The organism is Methanomassiliicoccales archaeon (assembly GCA_038850735.1).
In the GTDB taxonomy this organism is placed as follows: Archaea; Thermoplasmatota; Thermoplasmata; order Methanomassiliicoccales; family JACIVX01; genus JACIVX01.
Genome location: JAWCLO010000003.1, coordinates 117,721 through 140,002 on the forward strand (window position 1 = coordinate 117,721; position 22,282 = coordinate 140,002).

The 22,282-nt window shown below is 44.7% G+C and carries 23 protein-coding genes and 1 other RNA gene; 8 read left to right on the plus strand and 16 right to left on the minus strand.

What is annotated here, in order from left to right; genetic code table 11:
- Nucleotides 1-100 precede the first annotated feature (100 nt).
- The gene (rmuC, locus tag QW087_03155) at nucleotides 101-1,498 is read right to left on the minus strand and encodes a DNA recombination protein RmuC (GenBank protein MEM2943720.1); all 1,398 of its coding nucleotides are present in this window, start codon (nucleotides 1,496-1,498) and stop codon (nucleotides 101-103) included.
- A 263-nt stretch (nucleotides 1,499-1,761) separates the two neighbouring features.
- On the opposite strand from rmuC, the gene QW087_03160 reads away from it, so the two are divergent.
- Genes QW087_03160 through QW087_03170 form a run of 3 tightly spaced genes read left to right on the plus strand, consistent with a single transcriptional unit; the run spans nucleotide 1,762 to nucleotide 4,826 of the window.
- The gene (locus QW087_03160) at nucleotides 1,762-1,908 is read left to right on the plus strand and encodes a hypothetical protein (protein ID MEM2943721.1); all 147 of its coding nucleotides are present in this window, start codon (nucleotides 1,762-1,764) and stop codon (nucleotides 1,906-1,908) included.
- The gene (locus tag QW087_03165) at nucleotides 1,862-3,871 is read left to right on the plus strand and encodes a 2-oxoacid:ferredoxin oxidoreductase subunit alpha (protein MEM2943722.1); all 2,010 of its coding nucleotides are present in this window, start codon (nucleotides 1,862-1,864) and stop codon (nucleotides 3,869-3,871) included. The genes QW087_03160 and QW087_03165 overlap by 47 nt, the downstream gene beginning before the upstream one ends.
- On the plus strand, nucleotides 3,861-4,826 hold the full coding sequence (locus QW087_03170; protein ID MEM2943723.1) for a 2-oxoacid:ferredoxin oxidoreductase subunit beta: 966 nt from the start codon (nucleotides 3,861-3,863) through the stop codon (nucleotides 4,824-4,826). Before QW087_03165 ends, QW087_03170 begins: the two co-directional genes overlap by 11 nt.
- A gap of 167 nt (nucleotides 4,827-4,993) precedes the next feature.
- Here the strand turns inward: QW087_03170 and QW087_03175 are convergent, their stop codons facing one another.
- From QW087_03175 to QW087_03190, 4 genes are all read right to left on the minus strand, one after another.
- The gene (locus tag QW087_03175) at nucleotides 4,994-5,389 is read right to left on the minus strand and encodes an arsenate reductase ArsC (GenBank protein ID MEM2943724.1); all 396 of its coding nucleotides are present in this window, start codon (nucleotides 5,387-5,389) and stop codon (nucleotides 4,994-4,996) included.
- Nucleotides 5,390-6,044: 655 nt separating this feature from the next.
- The gene (locus QW087_03180; protein ID MEM2943725.1) at nucleotides 6,045-6,695 is read right to left on the minus strand and encodes a class I SAM-dependent methyltransferase; all 651 of its coding nucleotides are present in this window, start codon (nucleotides 6,693-6,695) and stop codon (nucleotides 6,045-6,047) included.
- Nucleotides 6,696-6,845: 150 nt separating this feature from the next.
- Nucleotides 6,846-7,448, minus strand: coding sequence for a MarC family protein (locus QW087_03185; GenBank protein MEM2943726.1), 603 nt, complete (start codon nucleotides 7,446-7,448; stop codon nucleotides 6,846-6,848).
- A 330-nt stretch (nucleotides 7,449-7,778) separates the two neighbouring features.
- Complete coding sequence (locus QW087_03190; GenBank protein MEM2943727.1) at nucleotides 7,779-8,003, minus strand: hypothetical protein; 225 nt, start codon at nucleotides 8,001-8,003, stop codon at nucleotides 7,779-7,781.
- Between the two features lie 143 nt (nucleotides 8,004-8,146).
- Between QW087_03190 and QW087_03195 the strand changes: the two genes are divergently transcribed.
- Both QW087_03195 and QW087_03200 read left to right on the plus strand, forming a co-directional pair.
- Nucleotides 8,147-8,572: a ferredoxin-thioredoxin reductase catalytic domain-containing protein gene (locus QW087_03195; GenBank protein MEM2943728.1), complete on the plus strand. Its 426-nt coding sequence runs from the start codon at nucleotides 8,147-8,149 to the stop codon at nucleotides 8,570-8,572.
- A gap of 5 nt (nucleotides 8,573-8,577) precedes the next feature.
- Nucleotides 8,578-8,871 carry a hypothetical protein gene (locus QW087_03200; GenBank protein ID MEM2943729.1) on the plus strand — a complete coding sequence of 98 codons (294 nt, stop codon included), beginning with the start codon at nucleotides 8,578-8,580 and terminating at the stop codon, nucleotides 8,869-8,871.
- Between the two features lie 194 nt (nucleotides 8,872-9,065).
- Here the strand turns inward: QW087_03200 and QW087_03205 are convergent, their stop codons facing one another.
- Complete coding sequence (locus QW087_03205; protein MEM2943730.1) at nucleotides 9,066-9,704, minus strand: cysteine hydrolase; 639 nt, start codon at nucleotides 9,702-9,704, stop codon at nucleotides 9,066-9,068.
- A gap of 127 nt (nucleotides 9,705-9,831) precedes the next feature.
- Between QW087_03205 and ffs the strand changes: the two genes are divergently transcribed.
- Nucleotides 9,832-10,142, plus strand: an RNA gene (gene ffs, locus QW087_03210) — signal recognition particle sRNA.
- Nucleotides 10,143-10,147: 5 nt separating this feature from the next.
- On the opposite strand, the gene QW087_03215 is transcribed toward ffs, so the two are convergent.
- Nucleotides 10,148-11,149, minus strand: a complete 1,002-nt coding sequence (locus QW087_03215) for a methanogenesis marker 2 protein (protein MEM2943731.1) — start codon at nucleotides 11,147-11,149, stop codon at nucleotides 10,148-10,150.
- A 110-nt stretch (nucleotides 11,150-11,259) separates the two neighbouring features.
- Complete coding sequence (locus tag QW087_03220) at nucleotides 11,260-11,820, minus strand: hypothetical protein (protein ID MEM2943732.1); 561 nt, start codon at nucleotides 11,818-11,820, stop codon at nucleotides 11,260-11,262.
- A 189-nt stretch (nucleotides 11,821-12,009) separates the two neighbouring features.
- Between QW087_03220 and nrdD the strand changes: the two genes are divergently transcribed.
- Nucleotides 12,010-14,115: an anaerobic ribonucleoside-triphosphate reductase gene (gene nrdD, locus QW087_03225; GenBank protein MEM2943733.1), complete on the plus strand. Its 2,106-nt coding sequence runs from the start codon at nucleotides 12,010-12,012 to the stop codon at nucleotides 14,113-14,115.
- A gap of 471 nt (nucleotides 14,116-14,586) precedes the next feature.
- Here nrdD and QW087_03230 read toward each other — a convergent pair whose 3' ends face one another.
- The 3 genes from QW087_03230 to QW087_03240 form a co-directional block, all read right to left on the minus strand.
- Nucleotides 14,587-16,194: a site-2 protease family protein gene (locus QW087_03230; protein MEM2943734.1), complete on the minus strand. Its 1,608-nt coding sequence runs from the start codon at nucleotides 16,192-16,194 to the stop codon at nucleotides 14,587-14,589.
- Nucleotides 16,195-16,267: 73 nt separating this feature from the next.
- Nucleotides 16,268-16,630: a DUF6015 family protein gene (locus QW087_03235; protein MEM2943735.1), complete on the minus strand. Its 363-nt coding sequence runs from the start codon at nucleotides 16,628-16,630 to the stop codon at nucleotides 16,268-16,270.
- 110 nt (nucleotides 16,631-16,740) lie between these two features.
- Complete coding sequence (locus QW087_03240; GenBank protein MEM2943736.1) at nucleotides 16,741-17,184, minus strand: DUF1614 domain-containing protein; 444 nt, start codon at nucleotides 17,182-17,184, stop codon at nucleotides 16,741-16,743.
- Here QW087_03240 and QW087_03245 point away from each other — a divergent pair.
- Nucleotides 17,171-17,428: a hypothetical protein gene (locus tag QW087_03245; GenBank protein ID MEM2943737.1), complete on the plus strand. Its 258-nt coding sequence runs from the start codon at nucleotides 17,171-17,173 to the stop codon at nucleotides 17,426-17,428. The two genes, QW087_03240 and QW087_03245, sit on opposite strands and share 14 nt — an antisense overlap.
- 91 nt (nucleotides 17,429-17,519) lie before the next feature.
- On the opposite strand, the gene QW087_03250 is transcribed toward QW087_03245, so the two are convergent.
- The 5 genes from QW087_03250 to QW087_03270 are packed head-to-tail and all read right to left on the minus strand — an operon-like array spanning nucleotide 17,520 to nucleotide 22,234.
- Nucleotides 17,520-17,837, minus strand: coding sequence for a hypothetical protein (locus QW087_03250; GenBank protein MEM2943738.1), 318 nt, complete (start codon nucleotides 17,835-17,837; stop codon nucleotides 17,520-17,522).
- Entirely contained in the window at nucleotides 17,818-18,909 is a 1,092-nt protein-coding gene (locus QW087_03255; GenBank protein ID MEM2943739.1) for an ATP-binding cassette domain-containing protein, read from the minus strand. Before QW087_03255 ends, QW087_03250 begins: the two co-directional genes overlap by 20 nt.
- Complete coding sequence (locus QW087_03260; GenBank protein MEM2943740.1) at nucleotides 18,909-20,222, minus strand: ABC transporter ATP-binding protein; 1,314 nt, start codon at nucleotides 20,220-20,222, stop codon at nucleotides 18,909-18,911. Before QW087_03260 ends, QW087_03255 begins: the two co-directional genes overlap by 1 nt.
- A 4-nt stretch (nucleotides 20,223-20,226) precedes the next feature.
- The gene (locus QW087_03265) at nucleotides 20,227-21,246 is read right to left on the minus strand and encodes an ABC transporter permease (GenBank protein ID MEM2943741.1); all 1,020 of its coding nucleotides are present in this window, start codon (nucleotides 21,244-21,246) and stop codon (nucleotides 20,227-20,229) included.
- Entirely contained in the window at nucleotides 21,212-22,234 is a 1,023-nt protein-coding gene (locus tag QW087_03270; GenBank protein ID MEM2943742.1) for an ABC transporter permease, read from the minus strand. Before QW087_03270 ends, QW087_03265 begins: the two co-directional genes overlap by 35 nt.
- Nucleotides 22,235-22,282: the final 48 nt, after the last annotated feature.

A 22,282-nucleotide genomic window follows, 5' to 3' on the forward strand; every position in this document is an offset into this window, starting at 1 on the left:
CCATATTACATTATTGTTATCGTCGCTCCTCACATCACATCGATCAGATGTCGACCATACGGGAACACCGCCAATCCGAAAGTTCATTCAGGCAGATTCGTTAAGCGTCCTCTCCGTCTTCGAATGAAATCTTTCTGACTTCTCTTTCGATCCGATCTGGTAAAACGATATCCTCTTGTATAGCGACTTCGAGCTCTTTCAATCGTCTGGTTGTGACGAGCACCCTGCTCTCCAACGATCCGACTGCTTGATTGTAGCTCTTGATCATCTTATCCAATCCTTTTCCGATTTCAGCGAAGTTTTCAACAAAATTTCCGATTCTCTCGTAAAGCTCCTTTCCCAATCTTCCGACCTCGATTGCATGCTCTTCCATGCGATGTTCCTGCCACCCTTGTGCGACGGCCAACAGCACGGCGATCAGTATGGTCGGCGTCGCTATAATCACTTTTTGCGAAATAGAGTATTCGATTAGATCTGGATCGAACATCAGGGCAGCACTCAGGAACATTTCGCCTGGAAGGAAGAGGATAACAAACTCGGGACTCTTCTCAAACTGCTTCCAATAAGCTCTATTAGAGAGAGAGGCGATTCGTGATCTTACTTCTTTGCAGTGCTTTTCAAGACATTCCCTTCGCTTATCTTCATCTGGGGCTTCGATGGCCTCTAAGTAAGCGTTCAGCGGAGCCTTTGAGTCGACTACAATAATGTGATTATTTGGAAGATAGATCACCATATCTGGTCGCATCATTCCATCTTCGTTCGTCACTACCGATGCCTGCTCGTCAAAATCACAATGTTCGACCATGCCAGCTAGCTCAACAACTCGCCGCAGTTGCATTTCGCCCCATCTGCCTCTTACACTGGGGATCTTAAGGGCGTTCACGAGTTTTGACGTTTCGGATTGCAAGCGCAATTGGGCTTCTGCGAGCTTCTGTATTCCGTTGTTTAGCATACCGTATTGTTGAGCTCTATTTGTTTCAATTTGCTGGAGCTTCTCATCAACTTTCTTCAATGCTTCTTCGATAGGTTTTACGAGCACATCGATTGCTTGTTTTTTTGACTCGAGATCACACTTCGCAATTTCATGATACTTTTCCAGTACTTCCTTGGCAGTATTTAGAAAGAACTGGCTGTTTTCTTCGAGAGCTCGTGAGGAAAGTGCTTTGAAAGTATCAGACAATTTTTGTTTTGCATCTTCTAGTAGAGCAAGTTTTTCATTCGCGATTTTCCTTTCTGATTCAATCTGTTCCCTTAATTTACTATTTTCCTGGAGAAGCTCGTTTCTCTGATCTTCAAGATTTTTCAATTCGATAATTTGTTGCTCTTTTTGATTCAAGCGTTCACTCAATTTGGCAATTTCCTCGGCAACTAACAATCGTGCTTCTGATCTTCCTTTTTCTTCAGCTAGTGATATTTTCTTCCGATAGAAAAGAATCGAAGCCAATGCACCAATGGCTAGCCCAGTCATAAACAGCACAATGCCAAGCAATTCTTCCATGGTCCCCCACCATTTCTTTCTTAGGGATCTCTTCAGGATCCTTTGGAAATCTCGGAAATGATAGCCCGAGACAAATAGTAAAAATATTCGAAAAATTTAAGAATTGCCATATATGGCTAAGAGGCGTTTCCATTTGAATTCACAAAATAATACCTCGTAACAAATTCTTTAAAAAATTTTGAAATTTTGATTTAAACGGATGAGGATTGTTAAGTTCATTTGATAACGCAAACTTTAATTCCTTTTCAGTCCGTTGAAAATCAATGATTGAAATGTTTGTTGAGGAACTCGAACTAATTTGTCAATTCTGTGGGCGACCGATAAACCAGTGCGCATGCGTGTGCCCTTACTGCGGTGAATCATGTGGCTGCGAATGCTGTATCGGCCTCGACAAAGCAACTGGTGGATGAATATTTCGAAAGCTCTTCTGGAGTTGATTTTCATATGGATGCAGGATTTAACTGGATGGCAGGGGGCCCTCAAGGAAGCGGCGTAGATACCGCAGCGAATATTCTCGGGAAAGCGTGTGCCATAGGAGGCTTACATGTTTATGGAAGAAGAGAATATCATTCAAACATCAAGGGCATGCACAGCTACTTTCATCTGAGGGTGTCTGAAAAAGAAATATCGGCTAATGTGGACGAAGTCGATCTGCTCGCTGCATTCGATGCAGAAACCGTCGTAAGGCATGTAACTGAGGTCGTACAGGAAGGGGGAATCATAGTCGACAGCAGGCAGCTGAATACGAGAATTTTAGAAATACCTTCTCTGCCACTCGAGTTCAAATCGAATTTTTCGCAATTCATGGAGAAGAATGAAATAGGGGAGACACTTCAAGATCTTCTCAATTATGCTGGTAGAAAGGGAATTCATGTTTTTCCGGTTGCCTATACAGATCTTCTCTACCAGGTTGCCGATTCACTCAACCTCGAAAAGACGGCGAAGCTCAATAGGATGATTAATGTTGTCACAGTCGGGCTTTCTTTTGGGATTTTAGGGTATGAAATCAATACGGTAAAAAAAGCATTGGTGTCGATTTTTTCAGAAAAGAGTAAGCTCATTGATATGAATGTGCGGGCTCTCGAAATTGCGTACAGTTATGCGCAAATGAATTTTCGCACCTTTCCATTTCCATTGAAAATCGAAAAGAGTGCACAGGAAGAGAGGGTGCTTCTTTCTGGTAATCAAGCTGTGGCAATCGGAAAAGTGTTAGGGGGATGCCGTGTTCAGACCTACTACCCCATCACACCTGCCGCGGACGAAAGCGAATTCATAGAGGCCCATGAAATCTTGGAAACAAAGGAAAGCGGATTGAATGCCGGCGTTGTCGTTGTCCAGACAGAGGACGAGATTGCAGCTGTAAACATGGCGTCAGGAGCAGCTCTTACAGGTGTACGAGCAGCGACATCAACATCTGGACCAGGTTTTTCCTTGATGGTTGAGGGGCTCTCGTGGGCTGGAATGAATGAAGTACCTCTCGTAATCACATATTACCAACGCGGTGCCCCCTCCACCGGTCTACCAACCCGACACGGTCAAGATGATTTAAGATTTGCAATACACGGGGGACACGGCGAATTTCCGAGAATTGTCCTCGCTTCTGGCGACATCAGCGAGTGCTTCTACGACGCCGTTAATGCATTTAACTATGCGGAAATGTTCCAGCTTCCGGTGATTCACCTCATCGACAAGGCGCTTGCAAACAGCTTTCAGACGCTCAAGGTATTTGATACTAAGCAAATAAGGATCAACCGCGGCAGCGTGGTGAGCGAGGAAATGTTATCAAAAGGCAGCTATAAACGCTTTGCTTTCAACGAAACAGGAGTTTCTCCAAGGGCGTATCTCGGTATGAAGGGTGGAGTCCACTGGTATACGGGAGACGAGCATAATGAGTTAGGACACATCAGCGAGGAACCCCTAAACAGGACGCTCATGATGGAGAAACGCATGAAAAAGCTCAATACAGTCCTCAAAGAAATTCCCTCGAGCGAGAAAATCAACTATTTTGGTAAAGCAGGTGCGGAGAACATCATTGTCAGCTGGGGATCTCCCAAAGGGGCGATTGTAGAGGCAGTAGGCGAATTGATCAAGGAAGGCTTCAATATCGGTTTCCTTCAAGTTCGCTTAGTTCATCCACTTCCTGTAAATGAGATTGTTGAGATAATGGGCAATGCCAAGCACGTGATCGATATCGAAATGAACTACTCAGGCCAGCTCGGCGGTATCATCAGGGAAAAAACGGGGATACTGCATGACTACGAGATCGTCAAGTTTAATGGCAGGCCGATGACGGTGACGGAAGTCTACGATGCCGTAAAATTTGTGTTGGTTGGAAAAGCACCGAAAAGGCAGGTGTTGACACATGGCGCTTAAGTGGCAGGATTACAAAACTGATGTTTTTGTCGACTGGTGTCCTGGTTGCGGCAATCATGCGATACTTGCCGCTGTTCAAGTGGCCTTGTCTGAGCTCGGCTTGGAACCGCACCAGGTGGTGTTCGTTTCAGGAATAGGTTGTTCGGGGAAATTGCCACATTTCGTGAAGGCCTACGGAGTTCATACCCTACACGGAAGAACTCTACCGTTTGCGCAGGGCATCAAGATCTCAAATCCTGATTTGGAAGTTATCGCTGTTGGTGGCGATGGCGACGGTCTCGGCATCGGAGTTGGACATTTTGTCAATGCGGGTCGAAGAAACATAGATATGGTCTACATGATACATGACAATGGCGTCTACGGACTAACCAAGGGCCAAGCATCTCCGACCCTCAAATTCGGGTTGAAAGTGAAGTCCATTCCTCGGGAAAACATCAATGAAGGGATCAATCCCATAATGATCGCTCTGTCTTCGGGATACACTTTTGTCGCGAGAGGTTACGCATTCCACACCAAGCACTTGAAGGATTTGATAAAGCAGGCAGTTGAGCATAAGGGTCTTGCCTTTCTAGATATTCTGCAGCCATGTCCCACCTACAACGATGTAAATACAAAAGACTGGTATGAGGGCATCGATCGAAAAGACCCTGATACAGGTATTTCCAAGCCTAGAATCTACAGGCTTGAGGAAACAGGGTACGATCCAGTCGTCAGAAACGAGGATGAGAAATTTGTAAAGATCGTGGCAGCGATGGAAAAGGCAAGAGAATGGGGCGACAGGATTCCGATTGGTATCTTCTACAAGAACGAACTGGCTCCCACGTTCCAAGATAGAATCGGGCAGAGAATCCCATTTTACCTCAAAAATCCCCCGGCAAAGCAGAGAATTTGCGACGAAAATGGCGTCCCGATCACGGATATCAATTTGTTCATTAAGGAAGTGAAAGCTGAATAAAGCGATTGCTACCATCAGTGGTTTTAGATCCAACCAATTCGAATGCGAGCGAACTTTCGGATGAGTAATGCTAATTTCAATTAATTACGCAAGTAGCTCTATCAACAACTTCCCTCCAAGCAGAGGATTTTCGGAAAGTGATGCACGTGAATTATGAAGGACTGTCGTCAGTGCCTCGAAAGTCTGCTCACCAATTCCATGACTTTTCTTTTTATTTCGTCCCTTACTTTCCTTGCCTCATCCAGCGGCATGAAGTGAGGATCTGGCATAGGCCACTTTTCAACTTCTCTCGTATGGAGCACCGGGCAGTAGTCGCCACTGCAGACGAGTATGGCCATATCGGCCGTTTCTTGTAACCTCTCAGAGAGACCCTGGGGCTTCTTCTGTGATATGTCGATGCCCTCTTCCCGCATCAAGGCAATCGCGTTTGGATGGACGTTCTCCTCGGGCATGATGCCTGCGCTTATGGCTTTCCATCCAGGAGGAGCATATGTGTTGAAGTAAGCCTCGGCCACTTGACTCCTGAAACTGTTTCCTACACATACAAAAAGAACCATCTTCATGATCCATCGTGAAGAAAAATGAAGGACATGTTAGATAAACATTAACGAAATTTCTATCTTATTACTTGTATTCACATTGATCCTTGTAAATTCACTGACCATGCGAAAAATCTCAAAATTAATGATTGCGTGCCTTTTATTTTGCAACGAATTGTTTCGAGACCGCATTCAACCATTCACGCGAATTTTGAATAACAATATCAGCTCTTTGCATTGTTCAATGTGCCGAGTCAGGAATGTCGACTCGGCACGAGTTCGACCGGGTAAACTTTTCTATCAGCAGGGGACACAGCATTCTGCTTTCCGAGTTCTTGGCACAACTCTTGAATTCGCTGCATTCTGTGCATCGCTTTACTCGCTTCCGTAAGACGCACTGGTACACTTCGCACATGTATGCATAAGAAAGTGTCATCTCGTTGAGGCAACCATCGCAGGAGGCACCGTAGTGGAAGCAGTCCGAACAGTCGTTTCCACAAGCGCCTACCATATTCATAATTAATTATTATTCTAATAAGAGGATTTTAAAAATTTTTCTAAAATATACCTTAGGTTTATCGTTTAAAGGGAGCTAGATTGGATGCTTACGGCTTCTGAGAATATATGAACGCATTTTCCCGACACTTCTCCACACACCCCTAAAACTACACAACTATTTTCAGCCTCGTGAGTCAAACGTTTGAGCGGGTTTTTTCGCGACTGCTTCGATATAAGACCTTCTTACTTCGGCCTCACCGTACCTTTTCTTCTTGTCAATTTTCGACAAGCGCTCAATAATCATTCCTTCGAGGAGTTCCAACACCTCATTTTCATCAAAAAAATGAACCGTCATACCGCTACCTTTAAGAAAAGTATTCTTCTCTATCTCCTTTCCCGAGCCATAACGCAGATCGTGGGTGGACAAGGCCCTAAAAAGGAAAATACCATTTTCAACGAGAATTCTTTTGACTTCGGAGATAACGGCTTGCCTTTCGTCACTCTTGAGGTGCTCAAAAAGGTGGAATGAGATCACTAGGTCAAAGGATTTGTCCCGAAATGGTAGAGAGACGGCGTCTGCCTGGACAAAATGCAACTTATGGTTTCCCGAAAATCTCGCTCTGCACGTGCGCAATGCCTCAAATGAAAAATCCACTCCTACCAAAAAGCTATTTTCCCTCTCTACCGCACTTATCGTCTTGCCGTCGCCACATCCGATTTCAAGGACCCTTTCGTTTCCCAAGAGTTTCACTGGAAACTCCTCGAAACCCTTCCACAATCTCAGGGAGGTACGGTAGCATTTGTCCCACAGGCGCTGCTGATCCGTATTCATATCACATTATCCAATATGAATTAGATTGGAAGAGCAAATGGTTTTTTGGGTGCAGGTCGAATAGGAGTATACTAGAACCACCGTCGGCAGATAATGATTTTGACTGCCACTATCCTACCACCGCAAGATCGATGCACCGAATCGTTCTATTCATAAGAGTACCAGATGAAGCAAGCCAGAGATGAACTCATAGCTACCTTTCATGATGTATTCAATTCCGATGGCAGCGATGAGAAGCCCGATGATCTTTGACATAATCTCAATCACGTTATTACCAACGATCCTCGTAATCAGCACAGCGTTGTGAAGCAAAATCCAAGTGACGAGCAATGCAAAGAGCCCGCCTATGAGCGGAATCAAGTATCCATAGTTTGTCGATAAAATTATCGCCGTAGTGATAACGCCGGGTCCTGTTAGAATCGGAGTTGCAATGATAACCCATGCAACATTTTGGTTACTTATCCTTGTAATATTCATCCCGAAGATAATTTCAAGGGACATAAGAAGTAGAACCAGACCGCCAGCAATTCTAAATCCAGAGGTTGTCACGCCGAAAAAGGCGAGAAGTTCCCTGCCGACGAGAACGAAAATGACGAAAAGTATCCCCGCAACGAGTACTGCGCGGTTAGCACTCCTGATTTTTTCTTCGTCGCTAAAATCCTTTGTAAGGCTTATGAATATAGGCAGGCTGGCGAAGGGATCGAAGATGAAGAATAAGAGTGTTGAAGCGTAAACAATGGCAGATAAATCCATATAATGGGAATGTGCTGAAATGGTTTTAAGCATTTTGAGACAGAGCTTCCTAAATTGAGACTTGAATCGATTTGATTTGTCTAGGGTTCATCATTGAATTGTGTCCATGATTGAGGGTCAACACATCGCCTTGAAAAATGTCTTTGGATAGTTGTCCTTGATGAAAAACAAGACCATTGCTTCGCTGTTAAGTATTTCATAAAAAAATGACACCTCGGTGAAAAGTGATAAAATAAATTCGCCTTTCCAGTGAAAGCGAGAAGAAACATACTGGCGGACAAGTGCCAACAAATTCAGCGTTGATCGGAACAGTGATTATTCTCAGCCAGATTACTGTGTTTTAATGAGGTAATATCCAGCTGATTTTTCTCGTGCCCGCCTCTTCACGTATCCTTTCTTTTCTAGTTCTTGAAGAGCTGCGAGGCACTGAGCCTTCGGCAGTTTCGACATATTCGTTATTCTTTGAGCATCTGTCATCTTTTCTTCGCCGATGATACCAGCATCCTTCATCGCTTTGAAGACCTTTTCCGCATTAGTTGAAAGTCCCTCAGGCATGAGGGGGAAGTAAGAATTTGGGTTTATTAATTTTGCGGTTGCTTTGATATCTGGATGAAGCTGTTCCTTTATGTGTTAAATGAATATCCCTTTCAAACAATCATTTTATAATCTTCAGGATTCGTATTGACATTCGATGAGAAATGGCTGAAAAGAGACTTTGGCGCTGTTGTGTATGTAATGATATCCATTACGGCCTAAAACCACCCGAAATTTGTCCCACATGCCGAGCAAAGAATGCATTCTGTGAGATCGATACGCCAGAGGCAATCGGGATCATCAATCAGTTTCAAAAGAAATTCGATACAGTTGAGGATCTTATTTCCATTTGGTCAAAATTTGCAGAAGGGCAGGATTTCAAAGTGAGCGAAAAGACGGAGGATGTAATCCTTTTGGCAAGAGGTGAGCTCCAGAATATGGAAAAATACGGGTTTAGATATTGCCCCTGCCGGATTACTACAGGACGTATGGAAGCGGATTTAAAACTCATATGCCCGTGCAACTTTAAGTCTCAGGAACGTTGGAGGGAAGATGGAGAATGTTGGTGCGGGTTATTTGTTAGGAGGTAGGTATCATGGGAGAGCAAGTTGGCAATCGGTTGATATGGTTTTACGGTCGCGAATGTCCTCACTGCAGAGCTGTGAGACCTCTGGTAAAACTCCTTAAGGATGAGCTTGGTATCGAAATAGAAGAACTTGAAGTATGGCACGACGAAGATAATGCACGGCTGATGAGAAAGTATGCTGAAGTTATTTCGAAAGCATGTGGTGGTGATTTAGGCGTTCCAGCCTTTTATAATGAAAGGACTGGGAAGGCGCTCTGTGGGAAAGTTACAATTGAAAAGCTGAGGCAATGGGCAAGCGAATAAAGAAATCATGCAAAATCAGAACCGATCTTCTGAGCTAGCATCACTGGCCTGCCGGCACTTCAAGCTTCTTTTCTAAATAAAGAGTAATCTTGATGGTGTCATTTTGAGAGCCGAAATACAAATTTCTCACGAGATTTTCTAGACGATGAGAATTAAGAAAATCAAAAAAAAGGTTAAAAAAAAGTAGAGAAAATTTATTCGAGTCTTTTCAAAAACTCGTCGTGAGTGAGAACCTCGCCAATGAGCGGGAAGAATTTAGTCTCAACGTATTTCTGTTCTTCTTCAGACATCGCACATGTGCAATCTTTGAGAAGAAATACTTTGTATCCCTTGTCATAAGCAGATCTTGCGGTGCCCTCAACGCATACGTTTGTCAAAAAGCCAGCAAACGCCACATTCTTGATGCCGTTTACCCGCAAAACAAAGTCTATATTGCTCGAGTGAAACGCATCGAGCGTTCTTTTCCCCTCGACGACGATGTCTTGATCTGTAGGCTTCAACTCATCAATGATCTCTCCGCCCCATGTCCCTTTTCTAAATGCCTTTGCCTTCGCGGCATTCTGATGAATCGGTCCGAGCACACCAGCACAGCCAGCATCGCGGTAGTCTTGTTCAAAGAGTATGGGACACAATACTGTGAGACACTTGCCACGGGCTTTTTTAATGCAATCGGCGGCATTTTCAATGGTTCGCTGCTTCTTGAGCTGTTCCTTGACGGCCTCATACAAGCCTCCACCAGGCTTGCAGAAGTCGTTTTGGAACTCGATGAATACTATTGCAGTTTCTTCACCTTTCGTAAAAACACCCCCCTTGATGGTTAAATTAACTTTCAAGAGAAATAAAGATTACTAATTCAATGAAATTTCAAATACCTATACACTGAAATTTTCTGTCCAAAAAATCTCTTCTGTTGCATTCTCATCAAATAGATATAAATATTGATATGAGTTAATGGAAATTCGCTAGGCTTGACCGGGGCGTTCGGCGTGCCCTTATACACCGAAATCGTCGATAGCGGGGGTGACAGCAGGGGACGTCGTAACCAGAACGGTGAGGACCCTTACACTGACGATGAGGTTCTGTTCCTCGGGGTCGGCGGCGGCATTGCGATGCAGCTGGAGGGCTGCGTCCTTTGCCCTAATCATGGGGACCGAGTTAGGCCCTGACGGGAGCAGCTTTACCATGAACTACCGACGCTCGAGGGGAGACGGGACCGAGAAGGTGTTTGGACAATCCTCATCGAACTGGGCGGCAACCCCTGTGGCCTAGCACTTCGTCATGGTCTTTTGTGACTCTGCCCGGAGTGGGGGAATACTCTGCAGCCCGCAATGACGTCCTTGCTGAAGTCAAAAAGCGTAGCGCTCTCATTTCGCTGCTTTATGACCAATTTGTTGCCTGAATCAACTTTGCCTACAACAGCTGCATCCACATCAACCGTTTTAAAGAGTTCAATAATCTCTTCAGAATTTGAGCTGGGAGCTGTAAGCACAAATCCAAATCCCTGGTATGCTTTAAGCCACTGGCTGAGATTTACACCATCCGGTTTCGGTATGAGGGCTATGTCGACGTAGCCCCCCTTGCAACTGGTCTCCAAAAGCATACCTAGGGTTCCCAGCGAACCTGGATTGCTCATATCTTTACCAGAATTCGCAAGACGCTTTCTGCCGATTTCATTCATTATTTTCATTTGCCGTCTCACAAACTCCTCGCTTTTCTTCGAGGTGGTATCCCAGGCATAGGGTAGTCTATCTGGGAAATACCCATCAAGATCCATTGCGAAAATGATATCATCATCTACTTCCGCTGTGTGGCTGTAAATCACATCTTCCCTTCCCGCTGTTCCCAGGATGGCCACATCAATCGCATGGTAATCACAGTCTGGATGTGTATGTCCTCCTACCATCGGCACTCCGAATTTTTTCACCGCCGATTCAACGCCCCTCATCACCTGGGCGCAGATCTTCTCCTCTTTCATTGATATGACGTCAACCATGGCAAGCGGAATTCCGCCCATGGCGAGAATGTCGTGAATATTTACGAGGACGGAATAGTAACCAGCAAAGTATGGATTAGTCTTCATCAGAGGTTCCATTATACCATCGGCTGCAAGTAATAGAACATAATCACCGAATTCGATGACAGCAGCGTCTTCCCCCCACGAAGCCAGTATATTCTTTTGCTCGATCTTCGGGAAAAAGTGCAGAACATCTGATATCGTGCGCTTCCTAGTAACACCGGGATGATTTCTGATGTCCTCAACAAGAGCATCGAGATTCATGCGTATGGGTATATTCCTATATTGGTTAATATTTTCCACATCAATACTTCGATCGTTGTCTATATGAAAATCGATATTATCTGGAGCTTGAGAATTCTTTTCTCACGCACTTACATGAATAATTTCAGTTGGGTAGTCTCCCTGACCATATGCTGAGCATTGTAATCTTCGAGGACGATCATCCTTAGGATCTCCTCATAAGCTTCTTCGTATTTCTCGTCTTCAAGGACGAATGCTTTCATGCTATCTGGAATTTTCCATCCTGCTTGAGAGAGTATCTTTTTTGCTTCTTGCTTTTCATCTTGAGTAGCAAGTCTCCCGATGGGCTTATCCGTTACGCCTGCTCTTCTCAATTCTTCTTGAAAAATCGGTCTCTTGAAGAGCCTGCACAATGAGTAAAGTATTATTGCATCCGAAGTCTCCCCACTTCCAATGAGCCGCGCCTTTTCACCGATAATTTCGTAAATGTCTTTTTCTACTGATTTGACCGGTACATACAGCTTTGCAGGTGGAACTTCGCATTCCTTCAGATGTCTCAAATCAGCCAATGCCTTAAGATATCCTGTAAGAACTAGCCTATGGAGTTTGAACCCTTTCTTTTCAAGCTCTTTCGAAAGCGCGCTGATCGATTTGCCCTCTTTACTCAGAATTTCGTAGATGGTCCGTCTCAAATCTTCCTCTGGATGGAACAATTGATCACAGATATGGTAACAGACTTGATAAATAATTATGTTTTCTATAGCGTTAATTAGTTACCAATTCACGTTCCAAAATCCCTTTAAGCGGTCGTGGAAATAGTGTTAGTTGCCTTGTAATGGGATGCAGAATATCAATGCATCACTTTTGAGAAGTGTGATAATATGAAAGCTATAGAGTATCTTCGCGAACCTGGCGAGGTCTACTCCGACGAAAAGGAATCGACAGAGCTTTCCTTATTTGTTAGGACGTCAGATGAGGAGATTAAGAAATGGGACCGCAGCAAAATTTACGAAGCGTTAATTCGCGAGACAACGATCAGCGAAGACGCTGCATCTATTGTAGCTCGTGAAGTGGAAAAATTAATCATGAGTCTTGATTTGGATGTCATCACAGCCCCATTGATCAGGGAACTGACGAATGCTAAACTTGTTGAATATGGGCTTGCGAAGATCCGAAAACAGCATACCAGACTCGGAGTGCCCCTGTATGATACAAGACAGATCATCATGAATCCAAACAAGGAGAACGCCAACGTTCCTCATGGGCCAGAAGCAACGAATCTTACACTTGCAGAGCGAATTAAGAAGGAATTCGCGCTCCTGGAGGTTTTCTCACAGGAGCTAGCGGACGCGCACATGAGGGGAGACATCCACCTTCACGACCTTGGCATGATCGATAGACCCTACTGCAGCGGACAGTCAATAGAATATGTGAAGAAATTTGGCCTCAACCTGCCCAATGCAATCTCAATCGCAAAGCCGGCAAAACACCCGGAGGTTCTTATAGAGCAGATAATAAAATTCTCAGCGGCTTTACAAGGGCATTTTGCTGGTGCAATCGGCTGGGATGCGGTGAACATCTTTCTCGCCCCCTACCTCGAGAACGTGGATGATGTCAGGATGAAGCAGTTGGCCCAGATACTCATTTTTGAATTTGCCCAGCAGGCAGTCGCGAGGGGCGGACAGTCGATCTTCAGCGACCTTAATCTCTATTGGGAGATACCTGACCACTTTGTTGGGGTTCCTGCCATAGGTCCAAAGGGAGAATTCACGGGCCAGAATTACGAGGATTACATCAAAGAAAGCCAGAGGTTCGTGATGGCACTCTTCGATGTTTATCTTGAGGGAGATGCACTTGGGCGTCCTTTCTTCTTCCCGAAACCCAACGTCCACATGACTGAGAAGTTCTTTTCAACAGATGGGCACGAAGAATTTCTATGGAAGATTTCCCATGTTGCCTCTGAGAAAGGAAATACTTACTTCGTTTTCGACAGGGGCAACACTGCCAAGATCAGCGAATGCTGTAGGCTTGCATTTAAACTGGATAGGAACGATCTTGAAGACGCAAAGACGCCGTGGAAAATGAGGTACTCAGCGATGCAGAATGTCACGATCAATTTACCTAGGATAGCCTACGAAGCGCATCAGGACGACGAGAAGCTGTTTGAGATATTGAGAGAGCGGATAGAACTCGTCGCGCAAGCACACCTTCAAAAGAGAGAGTTTATCACGAAACTCCTAAACATGGGCAAACATGGTCCTCTAGCCCTGCTCACCATGAAACTCGATGGTGAACCGTATTTCAGGCTTGAAAAGGCTTCATACCTTGTGGGCATGGTCGGCCTTAACGAAATGGTGCAATACCACACTGGCGAGCAGATGCACGAATCAAAAGATGCCTTGCGGTTTGGATTGAAGGTTATTGCGGCGATGAAGACAGAGGCTGATCGTCTTTCATCTGAACTCGGCATAAGAATGCCCCTAGAACAAACGCCCGCCGAAAGCACAGCCTATCGTTTCGCGAGGCTCGACATGAAATACTACCCGCTACAGGCACCGACTGTTATTAGAGGCAATAAAGGCACAGGGGAGATCTACTATACCAATTCCACATATCTCAATGTAGGTGCGCCAGTAAGCGCAATTGAAAGGGTAAAAACAGAAGGTCTATTCCACCCAATTATTGAAGCAGGTGCACTCACGCATGTATGGCTCGGAGAACACAAGCCGCCGGCTGAAAGCATTGCGGCATTTGTTAAGAAGACCTTTGAGAATACGCAGAATGCCCAGATCGCATTTAGCCCTGAGTTCACATCCTGCCTGAGCTGTGGAAAAACTAGCAGAGGACTGAGGTCAACATGCCCGTATTGCTCATCCCCTGATGTAGAAGGAATCACAAGGGTAACAGGATTCTTTTCGAAAACAAGCAGCTGGAACAAAGGGAAGATCGGCGAGCTGAAGGAAAGGATGAGAAATGAAATAGTGTGATTTATACCGTCCCACCTTCCAGTTTTTGTTGTATAAAGTTTCTTTTTCTTTTTATCTTTCTCGTTGTAAACAATGCCTTGAAAAGAATTCATTTTTGTAATGAACATCTTTATGTTCATTGTACAAAATTCAAATACTAGAAGCGAAAAAAAGAACTCGAGGGCACGAGGTAATGTGTCATGGCGAGAGTGAGGGTCGGTCAGCATCTTTGTGTTAATTTAAGTCGGAGAAGCCTCTGTGATAACTGTTGGATCGATGTATGCCTCCATGATAGGGAGGAAATCGTTGACTATTGCGAAGATTTCAAACCACTTTTTCCCATTTACAGAAGATGCAGGGAATGTGGAGAAATTTACGAACTGTTTTCAAATTTCAAATCTTTTGACCCAGAACTTTGCCCGAGGTGCAACTCGTTGCACTTCAGTGTATTGGTTATGTCCTTCCCAGGAGGGAATAATAGTTTCCAGAGGCTCAAGTAATTCGCGGTCCGATAAGCTGCCAGAGAATAAGCGCAAGCACGGTAAGTGCCAGCGCATATGTGATCGTCGCTATGTATTTCTCGCGCTCCTTTTCCGTTGAATCTTTTTTCAGCGCCTTGACAAATGAATCCAACCAGTCTCTGAACAGATATCCCCCGTCGAGCGGCACGGCAGGCAACACGTTTGTAAGTCCAACCATAAGATTGATCCAAAATATCCAGTACATACAGTTAGCCATCACCCAAAAGATATCCGCCGGAATAACTGCCAGAATTCCGCTAGGTATGAAGAGCTCCGAAAGTGGTGATCTTATTGGCGCTAGACCCGAAAACGGCAGCGCAATATATGAGAGGGCAGAGGATATCATGCTTCCAAAGCTGTTGACGCCAGCAAAAGGATGAGCGAGTCTCCGCAATACCACATCAGGTGAATTAGCAGAAGCACCAAAAAACGCTGTGTTGACGCCTAGATATCCTATGTCTTGAAATTCGGGACCGATGAGTTCTGGCGCCACTCTTTGATAGTATTCAAGCTTGCTCGCTAGCTTGACACTTCTTATTTCTTCAAATACCTCGTACTCACCAGTTTCATCATAATAAGCAAGCACTGTGATATTCACCGTTTGGTTCGGTTTTGTCAACGCCATTGCGTTCATGAATTCGCGCTGGTTGTGAATGATTGTATCATTAATCGAAGCAATGATCATTCCTGGTTTTATCCCAGAGTTCTCGGCGGGTAACCCAGGCGCTGTCATCGTTACGACAACACCTGCGGTCACCTCGACATTTAACAATTCCCCTGCGTAATAGTATTGCACATTAATGGTTTGACCTGGTTCAAAGCCGCTGATATTTTGTATGTCAGACAGATCTTTGATATCCTTCTCTCCTATTTTTATGATCTGTGTTCCAAATTTAAGCCCCGCGTGATACGCAGGACTGTCCTCAGTCACGCTGGTAATGATTGGGCTCGGTCTTTCGGGAACCGCAGAGGTTACCAATACTGATGAAAATATCAATGCGCAGATGAATGCAAGTACAATATTCGATGCGGGACCTACCGCATAAACGCTCGTTTTCTTTTTCTTCTCACTTTTTGCAAGTTCTTCTTCGTCTGGCTCAACAAATGCTCCAAGAGGAATTACAAGAAAAATTAAACCGAGGGACTTCAATGAGATGCCGCCTACCCTCGTTAAGATTCCATGCGCGAACTCATGAACAACGATTGCCACGATAAGCCCAACAATCCCGTATCCGAGTGGAATTATTGGGTTAATACCTGGAATTCCAAGCAGGAGTTCCGGACCCGGTGCTTTCTCAGCCGGTATTCTTGAAACAATTGTAGCTTCCCAAATGAGCAGCGCCATAATGAAGATCATGCCACCAAAACAAATGCCCTTGGCGACAAGACTGTAAGCCCGCCAAAACGATCTAGGCTTTGACAGATTCTCTATCAATTTCTTTCCCCTGGTGGTCTTCCACATGATTATTGGTCCAACAAGTTTGAGTCCGTACTTGGAAAACGCGCCGAGCCTGTTCAATACATAAAGTATGAGAAAATAAACAATGAGGATTACAAGTGCGATGAGGTATGGATTCATTATACCATCTGGCTCGTAAAGGTCTAAATAGTATTAAAAGATTAATGAAGCTCTCTGACCAAACACGAGAATTTCATTCGCGGCTCCAGACCTCATCAGAGATCTGGTCGTAAATTGCAGAACCGTCGTCTTGTTTCTTATGCGAATCTTCACACTGCTTTGCCAGCCGTAGGATTTGATCGCTTTTCAAAATCCAGTAGTGAATCCTCCATAGCTTTCCCTTCTTGAGGTGAACCTCTTCCTGAGTGGTTGTCAGCAACCCCTCTTCTTCAAGCATGTAAAAAACATCTCTGTCTTCGGAGGTAAGGCGGTTATCGATGACCTCATTTGTGTAACCAAAGAAACTCATCAAATATTCTGCGAGGCGTTTAATATCGTTCTCGGCCATCCCCTTCTTTCCAAGGGTATTCTTTAGAGCCATTACGACGTCATCCATGCTTACAATAGTCAACCTTTCCCCGAGCACCCGAATGGTTTTTCAAGTAAAAGAAAGTATTGATTTAAGATTAGATTCTTTTTTTCGCATCGTCAGAAGCAATCACGTTGCTAAATTCCTTCTATTCGACTATTCCTTCTCATTAGAGCTGAAAGAGACCATGAGAATGCACACAAAATCGCAACTGCCATCACACCAGATAAAAACACATAATCGAGAAAACCGCCGGCGCCCATTATAAATTCATTCATTTTCAGTGGATCCAAGACAAAGAGATATAGTATATCGATTCCTAGAAATGAACCGATACTTGCGGAGACATAAGCAGACGAAGCTGCGCTAGCAATATCACCACTTTCTGCCAGGCAAAAACTGCCAATGCCTGCGATACCACTAGTAATTAGCCAGTAGGGAAACTCTATCAGCACCTTTCCATGCTCGACATGCGACAGAAGGAATGAAATGAGCGCTACGAGTGGGATGAGCATCAATATGTTGAGCAGCCTGACTTTCCTCAGGGCTATGATGAACGCAGATATAATGAGAGGAGCCATCCCACCAGTTATATTGATACTGATGATGGGAGGCCCAGCATCAATTACAAGATTTATGAAAGAGAAGAAAATCGCCGAGACAACAGCCAGTGAACCATATGCAAATGCTTCAACCCAAGAGTCCTCATACCATAAATCCATTAGGGTTGAAGAGCTGTACAAGGCAACAATTGAAGGGAGAACGATGAAAATAAGCACAGCAGCGATGAATGACGCAATGAAAACCGTCACTGCGGACACATGATTCTTAGTTGCTTTCTTGCTATATTAACAATATGATAAAGGGCTCGTGTTTTATTCTTCGTGTTTTATCTGAATCAATAAGAAGATACCGCTTACTCGCGTCTGTCCTCACGCGGCCACAATTTCGTATAGAGCAAAACCTCAACGGCGACAACCGCAACCAATATGATTGCTATCGGAGATGCTCCAAGCACATCGCCATAGGATCTCGCAATTTCAAGCGCGAGAAAAGAATCTAGAAACATGCAGCTAACAACATACCAGTATTTCGTGTATGTCTTTCTTAACCACACACCCCACGGGACCTCTTTCTCTTCATGCGTCTGTGATGCCTCGTCACTCTTTTCTTCGACTTTCACTCTGATAACTCGTTTCTTCGCCATAATTCTCTCAACGGAAATGGCAGGCAACGAGGTGACCACCGCCGTTGTCGACAAGAGGTGGCTCTTTCTGCTCGCATACGGCTTCTCGGTACCTGCATCTTGTGTGGAACCTACATCCAGATGGCGGATTTGCAGGGCTGGGAATGTCGCCGGCTAAAATAATTCTGTCTCTTCTGAGATCGGGATCTGGCACAGGAATAACCGAAAGAAGCGCTTCTGTATAGGGATGGAGTGGCTTTCTAAACAGTTCTTCTTTGCTCGCCGTTTCGACGATCTTTCCTAAATACATCACATTTATCGTGTCGCACATGTACTTGATCGTGCTTAGATCGTGTGATATGAATAGATACGATAATCCGTATTCTGCTTGCAAGTCGTTGAGAAGATTCAGAATCTGAGCCTGAACCGAAACATCAAGTGCTGACGTAGGCTCATCAAGTACGACAAAATCAGGGTTGAGGGCAAATGCCCTTGCGATTCCTATACGCTGCCTCTGTCCACCGCTGAATTCGTGCGGATATCTATAAAGATGTTCAGGGTTTAAGCCAACCCTTTCAAGGAGTCCAGTCACGCGTCTTATTAGTTCTTCACCTTTGGCGATGCCGTGTACGAGTAGAGGCTCGCCTACGATGTCTTTTATGAGCATCCTCGGATTTAGCGAGGAAAAGGGATCCTGGAAAACTATCTGCATGTATCGACGAAGCTTTCTCATTTCCTCTTCGTCTTTGGCATCAAGAGCATAGTTTTGTTGTATTTCGAGTAATTCATTCTCTAGTTTTTCTCTTTCCTTTTCGTCCTCAGGGTTCTTGCCATCCAGATGATTGATTTTCTCTTCGAGCTCAATAACCCTCTTTCTCTCATTCGCAGGCATGCGGTAGTAGACATGTCCCTCTGTTGGAGGGATGAGGTTGAGCATGCATCTTCCAGCTGTTGTCTTTCCGCAGCCACTTTCGCCAACGAGTCCAACCGTTTCTCCCTTTTTAATTGCGATGTTCACTCCGTCGACTGCTTTCACAGTCCCGACAGTTCTCTTGAAAACGCCAGCGCGTATAGGAAAGTGCTTCTTGAGCGCACGAGCCTCGATGAGGTACTCTTCCATCAGCCCGCCCTCCTTGTGTATAAATGACACGCGACAAAGTGCTCTGGCCTCACCTCAATCATGGGTGGCTTTTCTTTCCTGCAAACATCCATAGCAAATTGACAGCGCGGATGAAAACGGCATCCCAAAGGAGGATGGATCAGGTTCGGAACGTTTCCTGGGATGATATCGAGTCTTATATTTTCGGTGGTAAGTTTTGGAATTGAGTTCATCAAACCTTGCGTATATGGGTGGAGTGGCTCCTTAAAAATCGATCGGACATCACCAATTTCAGCCATCACGCCAGCATACATGACGCCCACCCGATCGCAAGTTTCCGCGACGACACCGAGGTTGTGTGTGATTAGCAAAATTGACGTTCCTGTTTCTCTCTGCAGATCTTTCATGAGCTTTAGTATCTGGGCTTGTATAGTGACATCCAATGCTGTTGTTGGCTCATCCGCGATGAGCAACCGCGGTTTGCATGCTAGAGCCATCGCTATGGTCACACGTTGCTGCATCCCGCCACTCAATTCATGAGGATAGGAACGAGCTACGTTCTGAGGGTCTGGAATTCTAACGATTTTCAACATTTCTTCAGCGCGACGTAGCGCCTCTTGTTTGACGAGTTTTTGGTATCGCCTTAAAATGGGGATTCTTGCCAAAATCCGAGGTGCTACCGCATTCTTCCTCATTGCCATCATTTTGTAAACCCATTTGTAATACGGCATTACCAGGCGCATGACTCCCTTCAATCCCGATTTAGTATCCACATGCGCGTTGTTTTCGATGTTGTTCAAAACAGCCTTTACTAGATCGTCTTTCTCGTGCAGCAAGATGTTCTCTGCGATTTGTTCACCAGCGGTAAACACCGGATTGAGCGCACTCATTGGTTCCTGAAAAATCATTGAGATATATTTGCCTCGGATCTTCTGCATGTAGACCATATTTTTCGCCAAGAGATCGTATTCACGTCGTATCTTTTCCAACTCTTTCCTAGCTTCTTCTAGTTCCTTTTTCTGACCGTTTTCATTGCCAGCAGATTGTATTTTTGAAATCTTTTCGAGAAGATTGAGTCGTTTCTCCCTCACTTCTGGAGGCATCATGAAAAATATATTGCCTTTCTCGATCTTACCTGGAGGTGATGGAATAAGACGAAGAATGCAGTTTGCCGTCACACTTTTCCCACAACCTGTCTCTCCTACGAGACCAAAAGTCTCGCCCTTTTTGATAGTGAAATTGATTCCATCAAGAGCCTTGACAACTCCTTGATACGTATAGAAATTCGTGTACAAATTTTCGATTTCGAGCAGCACTTCCTTGTTGTTTTCCATGAAGTCATCTCCTGAGACGTGGATCGAGTATGTCTCTCAAACCATCGCCGAGAAGATTGAATCCGAGAACGAATATGAATATCATGAGACCGGGGAAGGTGACCATCCACCATGGATTGTATTTCGGTCCATCTGGATACGGATACGGTATTTCACCGAGGAAATATTCCTGACCGTCAGAAACCATTTTTCCCCATTCTGCATATCCAGTTGGCGGCCCAAAACCAATATAACTGAGACCTGCGGCGACTAGGACAACAACGCCAAGATCCATGGTAGCCGAAACGAGCATAGGCGCAAGTGAATTCGGAACTACATGCCTAAATAGCACCCTGCTTCTCTTTGCACCAACGGCCCGAGCAGCTTCAACGTATGTGCTTTCTTTGATAGATAGCACCTGACCTCGTATCAATCGCGCATACGGTGGCCACCATACGATGATTAAAGCGAGCATAGTGTTCTCGATGTTTCTGCTAAGTACAGCGGCGATGGCCATGGCAAGAATCAAGCCAGGGATTGAGAGGAAAATATCGGTGATTCTCATAATCAGTTCATCGATCCAGCCACCAAAATAGCCAGATACGGCACCAAGAACTATTCCGATGATTGATGCCACTAATACCACATACAGTGAGATGTAAATTGATGTCCTAGCTCCCCAAACAACGCCGTAGTAAATGTCCGCTCCTAGTTTTCCTGTGCCCATAATATAACCTTCCGCGCCTGGAGGCTTGGGAGGTGAGAAATCTTTTGGAATTTCCATGGGGTTTTTTTGACCAGGCTTCATTGGGGCAAGAACGGGAGCCATGACTGCTATAATGACTATTGTGAGTACAAGCACCAGACCGACGATTGCCAACAGACTTTTTCTCATGAGAAAAAGCGAATATCGGAATTCTCTGATCCTCGGAGCCAATGTTTTTCTCAGATAATCATATCGCGATACGTACGGTTTTTTTGTCTTTTTTTCACCAGATTCTTCGATTATCTCACCCCAGTCTGACTCTTGGATCCAAGAACGCATAAAGTATATCGACGACCAAATTCGCGATTACATATATAATTGCAGTAACTAATACAAATCCAAGTATCGATGCCCAATCATTAGTTATAATGGCTCGGGTCGACCATTGCCCCATTCCAGGCCATTGAAAAATTGTTTCTGTGAGAACGGCTCCACCGAGAAGACCACCGAATGACAGACCAACGACGGTCGTTGTCGGTATGAGCGCGTTTTTTCTTGCATGCTTCTTTATGACAACTTTTTCAGGCAGTCCTTTTGATCTTGCCGTCTTTACATATTCCTGGCCAAGAACCTCTAGCATGCTCGATCTCATAATTCTAGTGATAATGGCAATTGTACCAAATGATAATGTTATTGCAGGAAGAATAAGATGCCACAAAGCATCAGCAAATAAGGTGAGATTTCCGTTCAATAATGTATCCAAAGTCCAAAATCCCGTATACTTGGTGATCGATCCTTGAGATAGATACAGTAACTCATCGTATCTCCCGCCAGCTGGGAACCATCTAAGCCTGCTGTAAAAAACAAGCTGGAGCATTAAACCAAGCCAAAATATCGGAAGCGACACTCCTGACAAGGCCATAATGCGAGTTGCATGATCTACTGGTTTATTTCGCCTCACGGCGGATATAGTGCCAAGGCCAATTCCAACGCTGACAGCTATGATGATACTGATAAGAGTCAATTCAAATGTAGCTGGCAGGTATCTCGCTATTGCAGTTGTTACTGGCGCCCTCGCTGTCTTTGAGTAACCCCAATCCCCATGCAATATCCCGTCCAGCCAATACCAGTATTGAACATATATAGGATCATTCAAATGAAATTTCTCGTAAATCCTTGCAATTTGGTCGTCAGTCATTTTCTCATGTATGTAAGCTGCTGCTGGATCACCTCCAACTCTGGTGAGTGTGAAGATAAAAACTGAAACACCGAGAAGTACTGGAATAAGCAGTAGAAGCCTCCTTATTATATAGGCTCCCAGTTTCAAGTAAGTGTCACCTTTGTTTCATGAAATAGGATTTTGCTATAAAGCGTT

What these genes read in the sequence shown, in the direction of transcription:
- QW087_03260 (MEM2943740.1), bottom strand. Translation starts at nt 20,222, where the DNA reads ATGGAAAACAACAAGGAAGTGCTGCTCGAAATCGAAAATTTGTACACG.
- QW087_03235 (MEM2943735.1), bottom strand. Translation starts at nt 16,630, where the DNA reads ATGGATGACGTCGTAATGGCTCTAAAGAATACCCTTGGAAAGAAGGGG.
- QW087_03190 (MEM2943727.1), bottom strand. Translation starts at nt 8,003, where the DNA reads ATGCCTGAGGGACTTTCAACTAATGCGGAAAAGGTCTTCAAAGCGATG.
- nrdD (MEM2943733.1), top strand. Translation starts at nt 12,010, where the DNA reads ATGAAAGCTATAGAGTATCTTCGCGAACCTGGCGAGGTCTACTCCGAC.
- QW087_03230 (MEM2943734.1), bottom strand. Translation starts at nt 16,194, where the DNA reads ATGAATCCATACCTCATCGCACTTGTAATCCTCATTGTTTATTTTCTC.
- QW087_03170 (MEM2943723.1), top strand. Translation starts at nt 3,861, where the DNA reads ATGGCGCTTAAGTGGCAGGATTACAAAACTGATGTTTTTGTCGACTGG.
- QW087_03265 (MEM2943741.1), bottom strand. Translation starts at nt 21,246, where the DNA reads ATGCGTTCTTGGATCCAAGAGTCAGACTGGGGTGAGATAATCGAAGAA.
- QW087_03185 (MEM2943726.1), bottom strand. Translation starts at nt 7,448, where the DNA reads ATGGATTTATCTGCCATTGTTTACGCTTCAACACTCTTATTCTTCATC.
- QW087_03255 (MEM2943739.1), bottom strand. Translation starts at nt 18,909, where the DNA reads ATGGAAGAGTACCTCATCGAGGCTCGTGCGCTCAAGAAGCACTTTCCT.
- QW087_03160 (MEM2943721.1), top strand. Translation starts at nt 1,762, where the DNA reads ATGATTGAAATGTTTGTTGAGGAACTCGAACTAATTTGTCAATTCTGT.
- QW087_03245 (MEM2943737.1), top strand. Translation starts at nt 17,171, where the DNA reads ATGAGAGGAGCCATCCCACCAGTTATATTGATACTGATGATGGGAGGC.
- QW087_03240 (MEM2943736.1), bottom strand. Translation starts at nt 17,184, where the DNA reads ATGGCTCCTCTCATTATATCTGCGTTCATCATAGCCCTGAGGAAAGTC.
- QW087_03175 (MEM2943724.1), bottom strand. Translation starts at nt 5,389, where the DNA reads ATGAAGATGGTTCTTTTTGTATGTGTAGGAAACAGTTTCAGGAGTCAA.
- QW087_03180 (MEM2943725.1), bottom strand. Translation starts at nt 6,695, where the DNA reads ATGAATACGGATCAGCAGCGCCTGTGGGACAAATGCTACCGTACCTCC.
- QW087_03200 (MEM2943729.1), top strand. Translation starts at nt 8,578, where the DNA reads ATGGGAGAGCAAGTTGGCAATCGGTTGATATGGTTTTACGGTCGCGAA.
- QW087_03215 (MEM2943731.1), bottom strand. Translation starts at nt 11,149, where the DNA reads ATGAATCTCGATGCTCTTGTTGAGGACATCAGAAATCATCCCGGTGTT.
- rmuC (MEM2943720.1), bottom strand. Translation starts at nt 1,498, where the DNA reads ATGGAAGAATTGCTTGGCATTGTGCTGTTTATGACTGGGCTAGCCATT.
- QW087_03195 (MEM2943728.1), top strand. Translation starts at nt 8,147, where the DNA reads ATGGCTGAAAAGAGACTTTGGCGCTGTTGTGTATGTAATGATATCCAT.